13 protein-coding genes are annotated in these 17,313 nt (G+C 61.8%); 10 read left to right on the top strand and 3 right to left on the bottom strand.

The annotated features are described in order from the left end of the window. Positions 1-7: 7 nt before the first annotated feature. Positions 8-955 (bottom strand): aspartate carbamoyltransferase catalytic subunit, encoded by a 948-nt coding sequence (locus AA309_RS00900; RefSeq protein ID WP_047187104.1) that lies wholly within the window; start codon positions 953-955, stop codon positions 8-10. Positions 956-1,063: 108 nt separating this feature from the next. Here AA309_RS00900 and AA309_RS00895 point away from each other — a divergent pair, with 108 nt between their 5' ends. The 3 genes from AA309_RS00895 (at position 1,064) to AA309_RS00885 (ending at position 6,051) form a co-directional block, all read left to right on the top strand. Further along, positions 1,064-2,704, top strand: coding sequence for an isovaleryl-CoA dehydrogenase (locus AA309_RS00895; RefSeq protein WP_047187103.1), 1,641 nt, complete (start codon positions 1,064-1,066; stop codon positions 2,702-2,704). A 137-nt stretch (positions 2,705-2,841) separates the two neighbouring features. Further along, on the top strand, positions 2,842-5,547 hold the full coding sequence (topA, locus tag AA309_RS00890) for a type I DNA topoisomerase (protein WP_047187102.1): 2,706 nt from the start codon (positions 2,842-2,844) through the stop codon (positions 5,545-5,547). Then, complete coding sequence (locus AA309_RS00885; protein ID WP_047187101.1) at positions 5,548-6,051, top strand: MgtC/SapB family protein; 504 nt, start codon at positions 5,548-5,550, stop codon at positions 6,049-6,051. Here AA309_RS00885 and AA309_RS00880 read toward each other — a convergent pair. Then, positions 6,048-6,233, bottom strand: coding sequence for a hypothetical protein (locus AA309_RS00880; RefSeq protein ID WP_047187100.1), 186 nt, complete (start codon positions 6,231-6,233; stop codon positions 6,048-6,050). The two genes, AA309_RS00885 and AA309_RS00880, sit on opposite strands and share 4 nt — an antisense overlap. Before the next feature lie 250 nt (positions 6,234-6,483). On the opposite strand from AA309_RS00880, the gene parE reads away from it, so the two are divergent. The 7 genes from parE (at position 6,484) to AA309_RS00845 (ending at position 16,499) form a co-directional block, all read left to right on the top strand. After that, positions 6,484-8,547, top strand: a complete 2,064-nt coding sequence (gene parE / locus AA309_RS00875) for a DNA topoisomerase IV subunit B (protein ID WP_047187099.1) — start codon at positions 6,484-6,486, stop codon at positions 8,545-8,547. Positions 8,548-8,814: 267 nt separating this feature from the next. Next, a complete protein-coding gene (locus tag AA309_RS00870) occupies positions 8,815-9,786 on the top strand; it encodes a hypothetical protein (RefSeq protein WP_047187098.1) in 972 nt (323 codons plus the stop codon). Between the two features lie 548 nt (positions 9,787-10,334). Beyond that, positions 10,335-12,659 carry a ribonuclease R gene (rnr, locus tag AA309_RS00865; RefSeq protein ID WP_047187097.1) on the top strand — a complete coding sequence of 775 codons (2,325 nt, stop codon included), beginning with the start codon at positions 10,335-10,337 and terminating at the stop codon, positions 12,657-12,659. 12 nt (positions 12,660-12,671) lie between these two features. Then, complete coding sequence (locus AA309_RS00860; RefSeq protein ID WP_052954413.1) at positions 12,672-13,160, top strand: DUF983 domain-containing protein; 489 nt, start codon at positions 12,672-12,674, stop codon at positions 13,158-13,160. Beyond that, entirely contained in the window at positions 13,132-13,857 is a 726-nt protein-coding gene (locus AA309_RS00855; protein ID WP_047187096.1) for an NUDIX hydrolase, read from the top strand. The genes AA309_RS00860 and AA309_RS00855 overlap by 29 nt, the downstream gene beginning before the upstream one ends. Before the next feature lie 252 nt (positions 13,858-14,109). Then, positions 14,110-14,277: a 50S ribosomal protein L33 gene (rpmG, locus tag AA309_RS00850; protein ID WP_047187095.1), complete on the top strand. Its 168-nt coding sequence runs from the start codon at positions 14,110-14,112 to the stop codon at positions 14,275-14,277. Between the two features lie 1,214 nt (positions 14,278-15,491). After that, positions 15,492-16,499, top strand: coding sequence for a 3'-5' exonuclease (locus AA309_RS00845; RefSeq protein WP_047187094.1), 1,008 nt, complete (start codon positions 15,492-15,494; stop codon positions 16,497-16,499). Positions 16,500-16,618: 119 nt separating this feature from the next. Here AA309_RS00845 and AA309_RS00840 read toward each other — a convergent pair whose 3' ends face one another. Further along, positions 16,619-17,158 (bottom strand): hypothetical protein, encoded by a 540-nt coding sequence (locus AA309_RS00840; RefSeq protein ID WP_047187093.1) that lies wholly within the window; start codon positions 17,156-17,158, stop codon positions 16,619-16,621. Positions 17,159-17,313 lie beyond the last annotated feature (155 nt).

The following is a 17,313-nucleotide window of genomic DNA, read 5'->3' as shown; positions in this document are numbered from 1 at the left end:
GCGCGTCTCACCCGTTCGGCAGATGGCTCGCGAGAGCCTCGAGAACCGCCATGCGGACGGCCACGCCCATCTCGACCTGCTCACGGATCAGCGATTGCGCCCCATCCGCCACGTCGGAAGAAATCTCCACGCCGCGGTTCATCGGACCCGGATGCATCACGAGCGCATCCGGCTTGGCGTAAGAGAGCTTTTCCTGATCGAGACCATAAAACCGGAAATACTCCTTCACGGAGGGCACGAAGGAGCCGTTCATGCGCTCGCGCTGCAGGCGCAACATCATCACGATATCCGCCCCCTCCAGACCTTTGCGCATATCGGTGAAAGTCGGAAAGCCAAGGCGTGCGATGCCCGGCGGCAGGAGATTCGTCGGCGCGACGAGACGCACCTGCGCGCCCATGGCGGCAAGCAGGATCATGTTGGAGCGGGCCACCCGCGAATGCAGGATGTCACCGCAGATCGCGACGGTGAGGCCCTCGATCCGTCCCTTGTTGCGGCGGATGGTGAGCGCATCGAGAAGCGCCTGGGTCGGATGCTCGTGCGCACCGTCACCCGCGTTCACCACTGCGCAATCGACCTTCTGCGCGAGGAGGTGGACCGCGCCCGCAGCGTGGTGGCGCACGACGATGATATCGGGGCGCATGGCGTTCAGCGTCGCCGCCGTGTCGATGAGCGTCTCGCCCTTTTTCACCGACGAGGACGCCACCGCCATGTTCATCACATCGGCACCAAGGCGCTTGCCGGCGATCTCGAAGGACGACTGTGTGCGGGTGGAGGGCTCGAAGAAGAGATTGATCTGCGTGCGTCCCCGGAGGGTCGTCTTGCGCTTCTCGATCTGGCGGCTCACCTCGACCTGCTGATCAGCGAGGTCGAGCAGCGCCTGAATATCCAAAGGAGACAGCCCCTCGATTCCGAGGAGATGCCGGTGGGGAAAAACGGATCGGGGGGTTTCTGTCATCTTAAAGCCATCGCTATAGGCGGTCTGCCGAGGGGCAGCAAGCTGCCTCTCTTCGCGAGATGCATTTTCACCCTAGATTTAAGGCTTAAGATGAACTGCCGGGGGTCGATGGTCATGACCGCATTCCAGACCCATGAGATCTTCAATCAGACGCCCCCCTTCGGCGATGTGAACCTGATCGCGGGCGACCAGCCTCTGTTGGATGCTCTTAAGAGCAACGGCGTGGATCCCGAGGCCGAAGGGCTGCTCGCCTTCGGCGAGGCCTGGGGCAGCGCGGAGCGGCTCGATCTCGGGCGGCTCGCCAACGAGAACCCGCCGACGCTGCGTACGCACGATGCGCGGGGCTATCGAATCGACGCGGTGGAATTCCACCCCGCCTATCATGCGCTCATGCGGGCCAGCATGGCGGACGGCCTTCATTGCTCGACATGGGACGAGCCGAAATCAGGTCATGAGCATGTGGCGCGCGCTGCCCGGGTCTACACCGTGGCAGGCGTCGAAAGTGGCCATGTCTGCCCCATCACGATGACGCACGCCTCGGTGGCAGCGCTCGCAACCTCGCCCAACCGGCTGAAGGAGTGGCTGCCGAAGATCCGCTGGCGGGATTACGATTCCCGTTTTCTTCCGTCTTGGGAGAAATGCTCCGTCACCCTCGGCATGGGGATGACGGAAAAGCAGGGCGGGACGGATGTGCGTGCCAACAGCACCCGCGCTGTGCCGACAGGCGGAGATGAGTATGCGCTCACAGGACACAAATGGTTCATGTCCGCCCCCATGTGCGACGCCTTCCTGGTCCTCGCCCAGGCGCCGGGTGGTCTCACCTGCTTTCTCGTACCCCGCTTCCGGCCTGACGGCTCCCTCAACGGGCTCCGCCTGCAGCGACTGAAGGACAAGCTGGGCAATCGCTCCAATGCTTCCTCCGAGGTCGAATTCGTGGAGGCCCTCAGTTGGCGGATCGGTGAGGAAGGAGCCGGGGTTCGTACCATCATCAATATGGTGCAGCTCACCCGCCTTGATTGCGCGGTGGCCTCCGCCGGGCTCGTGCGGATGGGGCTGACGCTTGCCATGCATCACGCCCATCACCGCAGCGTCTTTCAGAAGAAGCTCATCGATCAGCCCGCCATGCGGATGGTGCTGGCCGATCTCGCTCTCGAAAACGAGGCTATGACGGCGCTGGCTCTACGCACCGCTCGCAGCTTCGACTTGGCTTCCCAAGATGTGCAAGAGGCGGCCTATGCCCGACTGATGACGCCTGCTGCCAAGTTCGGCATCTGCAAAGCCGCCCCCCGGCTTCTCTATGAGGCCTTGGAGAGCCTCGGCGGCAACGGCTATGTCGAGGAGAGCCCTCTGCCCCGGCTTTACCGGGAAGCACCGGTCAACGCGATCTGGGAGGGCTCGGGCAACGTGATCGCCCTCGATCTCCTGCGGGTGGAAAGTCGGGAGCCGGAGCTGGCGGCCTCGGTCCTGGAGCGTCTGATGGCCGATGCAGGCGACCTGCCGGGAGCCTCAGAGGCGGCCAGGGACATCGTTCTCGCCCTCCAGTCTCCCGAGGCAGAAGCCAAGGCCCGATTCATCGCCGAATGCCTGTTTACCCTGGCGGCGGCAGCGGCGCTCGCCTGCTCTGCGCCGCCCCAAATCACTGAAATCTACGCCCGCACCCGGCTGGCCCAGCCAGCCCGGATCATCGGGGCAAACGATCTGGGTGACGCCCTGAAGCCCTTGCTGGATAGGGCTTTCGTCACCATATAACGGTCTAGGCGGAACAACCGATTTGACTTGTCCGCCGTGATCCACCACTTATCGCGCCTTGGCTGTCAGAGGGGCTGACCGCCTCCTACCTTGACATTAAGAGCATCTGCTCGCGGCCATCTACGGGAAAGTCGCTCATGAAAGTCGTCGTCGTCGAGTCGCCTGCGAAGGCCAAGACGATCAACAAATATCTCGGCAAGGATTACGAGGTCCTGGCCTCCTTCGGGCATATCCGCGATCTGCCCGCCAAGGACGGCTCGGTCGACCCGGATGCCGATTTCCGCATGATTTGGACGCTCGAGGACAAGGGATCGAAGCGGGTCTCCGAGATCGCCAAGGCGATCAAGGGAGCCGAAAAGCTGATCCTTGCCACCGACCCGGATCGCGAGGGCGAGGCGATTTCCTGGCACGTCGTCGAGGCTTTGCGTGAAAAGCGCGCCCTGAAGGACCTGCCCGTCGAGCGCGTGACTTTCAACGCCATCACCAAGGATGCGGTGCAGACGGCTTTGCGCCAGCCGCGCGAGATCGACCAAGCGCTGGTCGATGCCTACATGGCCCGCCGCGCCCTCGACTATCTCGTGGGCTTCACCCTTTCTCCCGTTCTCTGGCGGAAACTCCCCGGCGCGCGCTCGGCCGGCCGCGTGCAGTCGGTGGCGCTTCGCCTCGTCTGCGACCGCGAGCTTGAGATCGAAACCTTCAAGCCGCGCGAATACTGGTCGCTCATCGCGACGCTCGCGACGAAGAGCGGCGCGGTGTTCGACGCGCGCCTCGTTGGCGCAGACGGCAAGAAGATCCAGCGTCTCGACATCGGCAATGGCAAGGACGCCGAGGCCTTCAAGAAGGACCTGGAGCTGGCGACCTTCTCGGTGGCGAACATTGAGGCGAAGCCCGCCAAGCGCCACCCCTATCCGCCCTTCACCACCTCGACCCTGCAGCAGGAGGCCTCGCGCAAGCTGGGCCTCGCGCCCGCGCAGACCATGCGCATCGCACAGCGTCTCTATGAAGGCGTCGATATCGGTGGCGAGACGGTGGGTCTCATCACCTATATGCGTACTGACGGCGTCGACATGGCGCCCGAAGCCGTGCAGGCCGCCCGCCGCGTGATCGGCAAGGAATACGGTGACCAATATGTCCCGTCCGTTCCGCGCAAATATTCGACCAAGGCGAAGAACGCGCAGGAAGCGCACGAGGCCATCCGCCCCACGGATATGAGCCGCCTGCCGAAATACGTGGCGAAGTATCTGGAGCCCGAGCAGGCCCGTCTCTACGACCTCATCTGGACCCGTACCGTGGCGAGCCAGATGGAATCGGCCGAGCTCGAGCGTACCACCGCCGACATCACTGCCCAGGTCGGCCCGCGCAAGCTCGACCTTCGCGCCACCGGTCAGGTGATCAAGTTCGACGGCTTCCTCACGCTCTACAACGAGGGCAAGGACGACGAGGCTGACGAGGACGAGGGCCGCCTGCCCCCCATGAAGGCTGGCGACCCGCTCGAGCGCCGCCGCATCAACGCGTCTCAGCACTTCACCGAGCCGCCGCCGCGCTATTCGGAAGCCTCGCTCGTGAAGCGCATGGAAGAACTCGGCATCGGACGCCCTTCAACCTATGCCGCCGTGCTGCAGACGCTGCGCGATCGCGAATACGTGCGCATCGAGAAGAAGCGTCTTGTTCCCGAGGACAAGGGCCGCATCGTCACGGCGTTCCTGGAGAGCTTCTTTCGCCGCTACGTGGAATACGATTTCACGGCGGACCTCGAAGAGCAGCTCGACCGCGTCTCGAACAACGAGATCGACTGGAAGCAGGTGATGCGCGATTTCTGGCGCGACTTCTCCGCCGCTATCGGCGAGACGAAGGAGCTGCGCACGGCTGAAGTTCTGGAAGGGCTCAACGAGCTGCTTGGGCCCCACATCTTCCCAGACAAGGGCGACGGCTCGAATCCGCGCACCTGCCCGACCTGCGGTACGGGCCAGCTCTCGCTCAAGCTCGGCAAGTTCGGTGCGTTCATCGGCTGCTCGAACTATCCTGAGTGCAAATACACCCGCCAGCTCGCCGCGACCGGCGCCGAGGGCGACGGTGAAGGCTCATCCGAGAACGGTGGCCAGCCTGGCGTGAAGGTGCTGGGCGTCGACCCCGACACGGGCGAGCAGGTCACCCTGCGCGACGGCCGCTTCGGCCCCTTCGTGCAGCTCGGCGAAGGCGAGAAGCCCAAGCGCTCCTCCCTGCCGAAAGGTCTGACACCCGCGCAGGTGGATCTCGAGAAGGCGCTCAAGCTCCTCTCGCTCCCACGCCAGGTAGCCACGCACCCGGAGACCGGCGAGCCGATCTTCGCCAGCATCGGTCGCTACGGACCCTACGTCCAGCACGGTAAGACCTACGCCAATCTCGGCCCGGGTGACGATGTGCTGGAGATCGGCGCGAACCGCGCCATTGATCTCATCGTCACGAAGGAAAGCGGCGGCGGGGGCGCGCGTCGAGGCGCAGCCGATCCGGGACGCCCGCTGGGCGACGATCCGGAATCGGGCAAGCCCATCGTGGTGAAGGCGGGACGTTTCGGGCCCTATGTGACCGACGGCGAGACCAACGCCACCCTGCCACGCAACATGGCTGCGGAAGCGGTGACGCTGGATGAGGCCATCGAGCTGCTGAAAGCCCGTCGCGCGGCCGCTCCGTCGAAGAAGTCCGCCCGCGGCCGCAAGGCTCCGGCCAAGAAGGCCGCCACGAAAAAGGCCCCTGCGAAGGCCGCAACCAAGACGGTTGCCAAGAAGACGGCGGCAAAGAAGCCTGCCGCCAAGAAGGCAGCCGCTAAGACTACGGCCAAGAAGGCTGCAAAGGCGGCCGAATAAATGGGAGAGTGGCTGTCCTGGATCCTGATTGACCATGCCGATCAGGTTGAGATTGCCGTGCGCCTCTGCGTGGCGGCGATCGCGGGCATGGCGGTCGGGCTCAACCGGGACATCCACAACAAGCCCATCGGCATGCGCACGCTGGGCCTCGTAGCCCTCGGCTCGGCCATCGTGATCCTCTCAGGCTCGGTCTATGAGGGGCTTCACTTCGCGCAGGATGCGGTCAGCCGCGTGGTCCAGGGCATACTCACCGGTCTTGGCTTTCTCGGCGCGGGAGCGATCCTGCGTGGGAAGGACGGGATGGAGGTTCAGGGGCTGACCACCGCCTCGACGGTCTGGATTGCGGCGGCTCTCGGTGTGACCGCAGGTCTCGGCGCTTGGTTCATCACCATCGCGGGCACTGTCATGACCCTCGTCCTTCTGACCTTTGGCAGAGTGCTCGAAGACAAGCTGATCCGCCTGTTTTCGGGCAAGCCCAAGACTGTGCGGGACGAGGATAGTTAGAAGGCGAAACCGAGACCCAGGATGGCGACGGCAGCGATGGAGAGCCACAGCAGGCTCGACCCGAAGGTGCCACTCTTCACGGCCGGGGTGGTGTCGGGCTCGTCGAAGGCGAAGGCTTCTCCGGCAGTGCGCGCCGCGCGGTCCAGGTGGAGTTTCCGTGCCGGTCCTAAAGTCGTGCGCATCGTCGCCCTCGATCTCCGTTAAGCTTATGCTTAACCAGCCAACGTGAATGGGAATTAAACAGTTCCTGATGACAGAAGAAAGACATCCTTTAGAGACAGTTTGGATACTGTCCAAACGGGGGTTTCCTGGCCTCACTTTTCGTGGCTTGTGACCCCAAGCCGCCTTCACGTTTCCGTTTTGTTCTCGTATAAAAACGGAATGAGAAATAGTGTAAACAAGCGCGAATCATCGAAACGGACCAAGGTCCCAATGGATAATGACGATCTCTTCGGGGGCGCGGCTGCCAAGCGTGCGGCGCCTGCTACGGCCAGAACGGCTGCCGTGAAAGCCTCCCGCGCCGCGCCTGCCCCGCAGCAAGGCACGCCGGGCGAAGCCGGCTATGACGCGTCCGCCATCGAGGTGCTGGAGGGGCTGGAGCCTGTCCGCCGCCGTCCGGGCATGTATATCGGCGGCACGGACGAGAAGGCCCTGCATCACCTCTTTGCCGAGGTGATCGACAACTCCATGGACGAGGCGGTCGCGGGCCACGCGACCTTCATCGAGGTGGAGCTGGAGGAAGGCGGCTGGTTGTCCGTGACCGACAACGGCCGCGGTATTCCGGTCGATCCTCATCCGAAGTTTCCGAAGAAGTCGGCGCTCGAAGTCATCATGACCACCCTGCACGCGGGCGGTAAGTTCGACTCGAAGGTCTACGAGACCTCCGGCGGCCTGCACGGCGTCGGCGTGTCGGTGGTGAACGCGCTGTCCGAAACGCTTGAGGTCGAGGTCGCGCGCGGCCAGCAGCTCTATCGGCAGGTCTTCTCCCGAGGCATCCCACAGGGCAAGCTCGAGACCGTGGGCCGCGTGCTCAACCGGCGCGGCACCAAGGTGCGCTTCAAGCCCGATCATCAGATCTTCGGCAAGGATGCCCATTTCCAGCCTCGCCGCCTGTTCAAGATGGCGCGCTCGAAGGCCTATCTGTTCGGCGGCGTCGAAATCCGTTGGAAATGCGCGCCTTCGCTCATCGAGGGCATCGAGAACGTTCCGGCCGAGGCGACCTTCAAGTTCCCGAACGGCCTGAAGGATTACCTGCTCCACGATATCGACGGGAAGGAGCTGGTCACGGACCAGATCTTCTCCGGCAAGATCACCAAGCCCGGCAGCCACGGCTCGCTGGAATGGGCGGTCGCCTGGATGGCGAACGAGGACGGGTTCTCTACCTCGTATTGTAACACTGTGCCGACGCCGGAAGGCGGTACGCACGAGAACGGCTTGCGCATCGCGCTGCTGCGTGGTCTTCGCGACCATGCCGAGCGCGTGGGTCAGTCAAAGCGCATGTCGGCGGTTACCACCGACGACGTGATGGCCACCTGCGCCTCCATGCTCTCGGTCTTCATTCGCGAGCCGGAATTCCAGGGCCAGACCAAGGACAAGCTCGCCACCGTCGAGGCTGGCCGCATCGTTGAAAACGGCATCCGCGACACCTTCGACCACTGGCTCGCCGCCTCCCCGCAACAGGCCAACAAGCTGCTCGACTGGGTGATCGACCGCGCCGAGGAGCGCCTGCGCCGCCGCCAGGAAAAGGAAGTCGCCCGCAAGACGGCGACCCGCAAGCTGCGCCTGCCCGGAAAGCTGGCGGATTGCTCAAATGCCGGTGCCAAAGGCTCCGAGCTCTTCCTCGTGGAGGGTGACTCGGCCGGCGGCTCGGCGAAGCAGGCGCGTGATCGCGCCACGCAAGCCGTGCTTCCGTTGCGAGGAAAAATCCTGAACGTGGCCTCCGCCGGTCGCGACAAGCTGCACCAGAACCAGCAGATTTCCGATCTCGTCCAGGCCCTCGGCTGTGGCACGGGTTCGCAGTATCGTGATGCCGATCTTCGCTATGAGAAGATCATCATCATGACCGACGCGGACGTGGACGGCGCACACATCGCGACACTCCTCATCACCTTCTTCTACCGACAGATGCCGAAGCTCATTGACGGCGGGCACCTCTATCTCGCCGTGCCGCCGCTCTATCGGCTGTCACAGGGCGCAAAGTCCGCCTATGCCCGCGACGAGGCGGATCGCGATCGGCTGCAAAAGACGGTGTTCAAGGGTAGCGGCAAGGTCGAGATCAGCCGCTTCAAAGGTCTTGGCGAAATGCTGCCGGGCCAGTTGAAGGAAACCACGATGGACCCGAAGAAGCGTCTGCTTCTGAAGGTCATCGTGGAGGCGGACGACAAACCTGAGGCAAACGATGCCGTGGAGCGCCTGATGGGCAACAAGCCCGAAGCCCGCTTCGCCTTCATCCAGGAACGTGCCGTCTTCGCCGACGAGGCGGACCTGGATATCTGAAGCTTACTTCCCAACAGGATGGATACCAATGGCGCGGAGCTTCTCGGCGCCATTTTTTATTGGCGCGCTTCCCAACAGGTAGTTTGTCATCACTGGCTTTCGCCAGTGGTTTCGTTCGTGAGGACGCAGCGAAGTGCGATTGACGCCTGCGGATTATTCCAGGCTGTAGCGCCCTGCATGCCCTAAAGCGAAAAACATTGAATAATATGTTATTTCATTTAGATTGCTCAGCCTTGGTTGTGCCTGTCATTCCATGAAGGAAAGCTTATGCGGCGTGCGGTCCCGGCTATTCTGAGTGTCGCTTTCATCAGCTTCGTTTCTGTGTCCGCCACGGCCAAAGACTGGCCGAAGGCAGGGATTTTGGAGGTAACGGTCAAGGTTACCGGGCATTATGACGATCCTAGAAAAGTCCCGCAGGGCAAATACCAACCCACTTGGCGGGACCACGATTACAATCGCGAAGCACATGTCGAAATTCCCTTAACCGGGATCGAATACGACGGCATGTTGAACGAAGATGTCAAAGCGCAGAATGAAGCCGCTGACGCAATGATGAAGCAAAGCGGCCTGAGCAAAGCCGACATGAGCAATATCGGCAATGCCGTCATGGTCTGCGCCAAGAAATTTGAATCCTGTGGCGACAAGCCAGAATGCGAGCAGCAGATGCAGGATTGCGCGACCTCGGCCGCCTTGGCGAACAACGGCCGAAACTACAAGCAGCCAGCAATTGCCGTGAAGCCCGAACTCACCAGGTTCGTTCAATTGAACACGCCCGTTACTGCCGATGTGCAGAATCAACATGGCTGCGTCAAAGCCGGCCACATTCAGGTTCGAGACCGGTTCAACGGCAGAGAATTGGATTCGGTTAAAGGCTGGTACGATATCCGTGGTGAAGTGACTGCAGACGTCGACTTACCTATCCAGAAGAAAACATACGAAAACAACGACTTTTGCGGCACGAAGGTAACCATCAACACGAAGAAAGAAACTTACGATATCCATATTCGCTTCTTATCTGAAGTTAACACTACTTTGAAAATGTCCGGTCTATCTGGCCCATCAGCTCGCGATAACGGCAGGATCAAGATTCTGGCGAGCAACGACAAATCCGATCTTGATTTCTCCAACAAACCGATCTCCGCGTCAGGTTCCATCAGCGGCCAAGAAACGATCCGATCGGGGGCGAATACTATTCTCGTCAGTTGGTCATTCAAGCCGACATCTGTTATTGAAAAATAAAAACCCCTCGACGACTGCATCACCAGCATCCGCCAAGCTGCTTCTTCGTGTTCTTGTCGTGCGTCATGAAGCGCCGGATCAAGAGCCGACGCTTTATAGGTGCTGCGCGGGCCTGTGGGTCGTCGAGAGGACCTTCACCTGGATCGTCAGGAATTGCCGCCTTGTTCGCAGCTATGAGCATCCCACCACTATCGCTGAAACCCTTATAGCCATCGCCATCTCAGCCACCCTGCTGCGCAGGTGCCTCAAGGCCGGCCCTCGTCAAAATCCCCCGCCGTGCCCCATGAACTTTTTTTGAAAATTTTTCAAAAAAGTTGGGAACCAACCTCGAACCCAGCCGTTGATAGGCATCACCGGCCCATTCTGCCCCCACGGGCCGGTCCCTCACAAGGCTCCGCAATGGAGCCTTTTTTTTTGCCCGGAACGGCTCCTACCGTTTCGATGGATCAATGCCGCGCCTCAAGCGTCATTCCACAGGCGGGCTGCCCGGACTAGCCGCGGCCAAGCTTGCATGCGACAAGACCTGACGAACTCAACGAGTTTTTCCCTTGGCCAAACGTTCCAAAGCTCAGACATCCTCCGCTCTCCCGTCCCGGGAGGATCTTGTCGCCTTCATCGCCAAGTCCCCCGGCAAGGTGGGCAAGCGCGAGATCGCGCAGGCCTTCAACATCAAAGGCGGCGACCGCATCTGGCTCAAGCAGATGCTGAAAGACTTGGAGATCGAGGGCGTCGTTGACCGCAGGGGCAAGCGCGTCCACAAGGCAGGTCAGCTGCCGCCGATGGTGATGGCCGACATCATCAAGCGCGACCGTGACGGCGAGCTGATTGCCGTTCCGACTGAATGGGACGAGGAAGAGCACGGCGCGATCCCCACCATCATCATCCTGCCCGCCCGCAAGCCGCGCCCTGGCATGCCGGTGGCGGGCGTCGGCGACCGGGCGCTGCTGCGGGTCGATCCCCTCAAAGCCGGTGATATTCATCGCTATGTGGGCCGGGTGACGAAGATCCTCGCCAAGAAGCAGGCCCAGGTGCTCGGCATCTTCCGCCCCCTGCCCGACGGCGGCGGACGCCTGATCCCTGTTGACAAGAAGGCCCGCGAGCAGGAGCTCCAGATCAATCCCGGCGACGAGGCCGGGGCGCAGGATGGCGACCTGATCGCGGCATCCATCGTCAAACACGGGCGTTTCGGTCTGCCTCATGCGAAGGTGAAGGAGCGGTTGGGCTCCGTCAAATCCGAGAAGGCCGTGAGCCTGATCGCGATCCACACCCACAATATCCCGAAGGAATTCCCCAAACCCGTGATCGACGAGGCGGAGCGGGCGGAACATGCCTCCATGGTGGGCCGCGAGGATTGGCGCGAGGTGCCTCTCGTCACCATCGACCCGCCGGACGCCAAGGATCACGACGATGCCGTCCATGCGGTGAGGGACGAGAATCCGGGCAATGAAGGCGGCTTCATCATCACCGTGGCGATCGCGGATGTGGCGGCCTATGTGCGCCCCGACTCCGCCATGGACCGCGAGGCGCAGGAGCGCGGCAACTCGGTCTATTTCCCCGACCGTGTCGTGCCCATGCTGCCGGAAAAGATCTCGAACGATCTCTGCTCGCTGCGTCCGCATGTGCCCCGCCCTGCCCTCGCCGTTCGGATGGTGATCGGCCCTGACGGCCGAAAGAAGAGCCACTCCTTCCACCGGGTCATGATGCGCTCGGCGGCGAAACTCTCCTACAGCCAAGCTCAGACCGCCATCGACGGCCGCACCGATGATGTGACCGCCCCGATCCTCGACTCGATCCTGAAGCCTCTCTGGGCGGCCTATGCCTGCGTGAAGAAGGCGCGCGATATCCGCGAGCCGCTCTATCTCGATCTTCCTGAGCGCAAAATCGTGCTGAAACCCGACGGCACCGTGGACCGTGTGTTCGTGCCGGAGCGGCTCGAGGCGCACAGGCTCATCGAGGAGTTCATGATCCTCGCCAATGTGGCGGCGGCGGAAGCGCTGGAGAAAGCGCAATCCGACCTGATCTACCGCGTCCATGACGAGCCCTCGCTCGAGAAGATGCGCGCTTTAAGCGAAGTGCTCGCCTCCATCGGCCTGAAGTTGCCGACGCAAGGAGCGCTGAAGCCGGAACTGTTCAATCGGATCCTTCGCAGCGTCGATGGCACCGAGCATCAGCTCTTCATCAACGAGGTGGTGCTGCGCTCGCAGTCGCAGGCGGAATACTCGGCGGAGAATTACGGGCATTTCGGCTTGAACCTGAAACGCTATGCCCACTTCACGTCTCCCATCCGCCGCTACGCGGATCTCATCGTCCATCGCGCGCTCATTACTGCCCTGAAGCTTGGGAAGGACGGGCTTTCGCCCGACACCACCCGCGCGGAGCTCATCGAGATCAGCGCCAAGATCTCGGCAGCCGAGCGGCGCGCGATGGCGGCCGAGCGTGAGACAATCGACCGCCTGATCGCGCACTTCCTCGCAGACCGGATCGGGGCCACATTCGATGGACAGATTTCGGGAGTAACGAAGGCGGGTCTCTTCATCAAACTGAACGAGACCGGCGCGGATGGTTTCGTTCCGGCGGCGACCATCGGCGACGATTTCTATCGCTTCGATGAGAAGACCCATTCCATGCGCGGCGACTACACGGGCGAAACCTACCGCCTCGGCGACAAGGTGGAGGTGAAGCTGGTCGAGGCCGCCCCCGTCGCAGGTGCGCTGCGGTTCGAGCTGCTCACCAAGGGCCGCTTCACCGGCAAGGCTGGTGGCGGAAAGAAGGGAACAAAGCGTCCGCCGCGCGGTGCCAAGAAGGCCGCCAAGGCGGCGTCGGACCGTCGTGCTCCCACGCGTGTGAAGGTGAAGCGCCGCAGCCGCGGCTGATAGGAAACGAAAATGCCCCTGACGATGCGAACGGCCTCTCCGGCGAAAGCGGAGGAAGTGACCACTCTGCCTGCCGTGAAGCGAGGCTTCCTCGGTCATTGCCCGGCTTGCGACAAGGGCCGCCTCTTCGGGCGATACCTCAAGGTCGTGGATCGCTGCGACGCTTGCGGCACGGAACTCTACCATCACCGGGCCGATGACCTTCCGCCTTATATCGTGATCACGATTGTCGGCCATTTGATTGGCTACGGAATCCTGATGACCGAGACGAAGATGGAGATGCCGCTCTGGGCACATTTGGCGATCTGGCCTCTCCTGACCCTGGTCTTATCTCTGGCTTTGCTCCAACCGGTCAAAGGCGCTGTCGTGGGGCTTCAATACGCGCTAGGAATGCACGGCTTCGGCGCAGCCCGAGAGAAGAAAAAAGCAGAGACGGAGAACGCGGGTGACGGACGCTCAAACACTGTCCAGGATGGATACGCTGGTCGCCGGGGAGCGTAAGGCGAGCGCCCCCGCCCTTCGTCCTGTCGACGCTTCGACCCTCATCATCATCGACCGGAGGGCTAAGCACCCGAAGGTCCTCATGGGCATGCGCCATGAGGGACACAAGTTCATGCCCGGCAAGTTCGTGTTTCCCGGCGGTCGGATCGAGGCAGGAGATCGCTCGATGACGGCGGCCGGCTCCCTGCATCCGCGCGCGGAACAGGCCCTCATGACCCGGGTTACCCGCCCCTCCGTCCAGCGCAGCCGCGCATTGGCCCTCGCCGCCATCCGCGAGACTTTCGAGGAAACCGGCCTGATGCTCGGCACCAAGGATTATGGCAGCCCGGATTTGGTACCCGCCGGCACTCCCTGGGAGGCCTTTCGGGAGCATGGCGTGTTTCCCGACCTTGAGGTTCTGCACTTCATCGGCCGGGCCATCACGCCCCCGAAGCGCGTGAAGCGCTTCGACACCCGGTTCTTTGCCGTCGATCGCACTGCCATCGCCCATGAGGTCGAAGGTGTCGTGGGGCCTGATTCCGAGCTCGTGGAGCTCGCCTGGGTCACCGTCGCCGAGGCCAGGAAGCTGGACCTGCCGCCCATTACGGGAGTGCTCCTGGGCGAGCTGGAAGCCCGGATTGCAGCCGGTTTCAGCCCTATGCTTCCGGTGCCCTTCTTCTACCAGAAGCGCGGCCATTTCGTGCGGGAGCTTCTTTAGCTGCGGCGTCATCCCCGGACTTTGATCCGGGGATCCACGTCTTTCGACCGACGGCCTGGGACGTGGATGGCCGGGACAAGCCGGACCATGACGGAAAAGATGTCATCCCTGTCCTCTGAAACCCTTGACGAAACCGGCGTAATCGGGCATGGGAACATCACGATTTTCCGGCCGGGTTCGCCCGGCCTTTGCGTTTCGGCCACGCCATAGGGCCAACCGAGCGCGTTCAAACCGAACAAGAGGTCTCAACCTATGGCCAAAGCCGCAACGATCAAAGTGAAGCTCGTCTCCACCGCCGACACGGGCTATTTCTACGTCACCAAGAAGAACTCCCGCACGATGACCGACAAGCTGTCGCTCAAGAAGTACGATCCGGTCGCGAAGAAGCACGTCGAGTTCAAGGAAGCCAAGATTAAGTAACGGCTTTCAGCAAATCTTTGAAAAGCTTCGAAAAACCGCCTCAAAATGGGGCGGTTTTTTCATTTCGGGCAACAATCGGGTAACGCAGCCATCGCGCTGTACCGACGATAGCTACTGGCCCGTTTCGAATAGGCCACTACAAGGGCAATGGGAACACTGCCAAAGCCGTGCATGGGAGCTAGACCGGCCGACTCTGACTCCGTTAGTCTTGGTTCGAATCCAGGCCCTCATCCAATCTAATCCACTGAAATTGTTAGACATTCTAAAAGACGCGCTCCAAGGCTTGGCTCCGTGTCACCCCCATGTCACCAATTCGGCGTCCCGATGCCGAGGCCATTTTTCGCTTTGGGCAACCTCTAATAACCGATGGGTGTGGCTAGGGCAGGCTTCCTGTCTTCTTGGAGGCAGAGAATAGGGTGAACCGGGTCGGTGTTTGCCAGCCTTGCAGTGCCAGCCGGGCCGATGGACAGGCTGCCCACAGACACAGAAACGGCTGGGCCCACGCGCATAGGCGGCCCCTCTGTAGGGCGCCGGCGGCACCCGGAAGGACAGCGGCAAAACCGGTGTCATTGTCGGTCCCGAGACGCCGCTGCACCCTGCGGGCTGTCCGCTTCTCGCAGCAACGGCCCGCGCCAGCCGGTCTGCCAAGAGCGGGCGGTGCCGCCAATACGACTCGACAGCCCTGCGCTGTGTTTGTGGCATCAGCGGCTGCCGGAGCGTGTGAGACGGCACACGCCGGGAATAACTCGGAGAGACGTCTCTCAAGCCGGGCGCGTGCCTTTCGGTTCTTCTCGTCTCGCCAAGTGGACATCCTGGATCAGCACCTCGTGTGAAGCGCCATCAGTGCTGTACCGGCAACGTCCATGCAGGTGAACTGCATAAGATCGCGTTGATGCACAGCATGAGCGGCTCACCGCTTCCTCGTCTTGCCAAGAAGCCACCCGAAGAAACCCAACACCGCCACTCCCGAAGCGAATCCGATGCCAGCGCCCCGGGGCGCACCAGAAGAGCCCTTCGCAAAATGACCGACAAGCGCTCCCAGCACGAACAATACCAGAGGCGCCAGACACCCGATCCCAATCATCCGAGCAGCTCTCCGTTCATGTTGGCAGGTCTCGTTTGGCCTCCTTAACCTAACGGAGACCAGTTCCATTCTACGGTTTCCAGCATTCATCAAAATCACAGCACAACGGGTGCTGCAGGAGTGGGACTGAATGCAAGGACAGGCGGATCTGTTTCTTGGATCGGATGAGACGGCGCTGCCATTCCAGAAGCCAGCCACCTCCGGTATCCAGGTAAAGCCTCACGGACAAAAGCGGGCCTTTTGCCTGAAGCCTGCCAACTTTGAGGCGGCCGCCGATGCCCTGGAGGCAAGCGGGCAGTACCGTGTCCTGCGCCGCCTTCTGCCTCGTCCTGTAGTCACGTCCCGCATCGCGGTCCCAGGCGAAAAGCTCGCTGTCATCGTCGACACTGAAACCACGGGTCTCGACCACACCCGGGACGAGGTTATCGAGATCGGCATGGTGGCGTTCTCGTATGATGAAGACGGTCGCATCGGCGACGTCGTCGGCACCTTCAACGCCTTGCGCGAACCCTCAATCCCGATCACGCCCGAGATCACGCGTCTGACCGGGATCACGCCTGACATGGTGAACGGCCAGATGATCGATCTCGAAGCCGTCGAAACGTTCATCCGACCGGCCCATCTGGTGATCGCCCACAACGCCCGCTTCGACCGCCCCTTCTGTGAGGGCCTGGCGCAGGGCTTTTCGCTGAAGGCATGGGCCTGCTCGCATGCGGAGGTGTCCTGGTCGGACTTCGGCTTTGAGGGCTCGAAACTCGGCTACCTCCTGTCTCAGTGCGGCTGGTTTCATCAGGGTCATCGCGCCGTCGAGGACTGCCATGCCCTTCTGGAGGTGCTGGCCTCTCCCCTCACGGATGATGCAGGTTGTGCCATGTCCCATCTGCTAACCTCTGCCCGCAAGACGCTGGTACGAGTCTGGGCGGAAGGCTCTCCCTTCGAGATGAAGGATGCGCTCAAGAAGCGCGGGTACCGCTGGTGCGATGGCAAAGACGGTCGCCCCAAGTCCTGGTTCATCGAGATTGGCGAAGACGCGTATGAGGCGGAGATGAAGTTCCTGCGGCAGGAGATCTATCGCCGGGACGTGGAGCCCTACACTCAGCGGCTTACGGCTTTTGAACGATTCCGGGCGACTTCGTAATCTTCATCACGTCATGAGAGTGTTCGTGGCGCGCATCCCTGCACATCTCGCGGGACTGTCGCAACGCGACGCCCCCTTCGTGCTTCGCATCTTTTCGGCTTGCCTTCGGGACGTATCGCTCAGCAGGCGATTTGGGCTCCCGTCATGTGTACGGGCGTAATCGGTCTAACATCCCGGCCGGTGACGGCACAGGTAAGGCGTGCCTCGGATCTGCATTGACGGCCCTTCGAAGAACCAACTCTTGGTCCAACGGCGAATTGAACGGTAACCTCTCCCGGAGCCGTCTCAAGGAAGCCTTCAACCGACGACAACCAGCTTTCGGCGACGAGGTCATCCGTAGTGCGTGCTTCGTTGAGAGCATGCTCAACGCAAGCTGTGGCAGCTTCTTTCGGATGGAGCGGCTCCGGCAGAACCGGCTGTGGGATCGCTGCCGTCGCTTCGACATCAGCCGCATGATTTAGCGCGGATGTTTGAAGGTCCGCGATCTCCGGATCATCACGGAACCCATAAACCGTCGAGAGCGCCAGAACGGCAAAAGCGGTTATTAGGACCGGGATGCGCGTCAACTTGCGAAGCACCAGATCTCGGCTGAAGAGCCCGGACCCGTACGCGTAGACGACGACGGCAATGAGGGTAAGGACAAGGATGACTGGAAGCATAGTAAATCCTGCCGGCGGGGAATCGTGCAACGTGACTGGCTGATTGGGGAACTATCCAAGCCTAGCGTTGGATCCGCAGTGTCGCACGCGGTAAGCTCTGCTTCGCGCTTTCACGGTTAACGATGTTTTAAAGAACCCCGTAGCGCCCGTGAGCG

It is taken from the genome of Microvirga vignae, from assembly GCF_001017175.1.
In the GTDB taxonomy this organism is placed as follows: domain Bacteria; phylum Pseudomonadota; class Alphaproteobacteria; order Rhizobiales; family Beijerinckiaceae; genus Microvirga; species Microvirga vignae.
The sequence above is the reverse complement of the archived record's forward strand: the minus strand, read 5'-3'. Positions and strand labels throughout refer to the sequence as shown.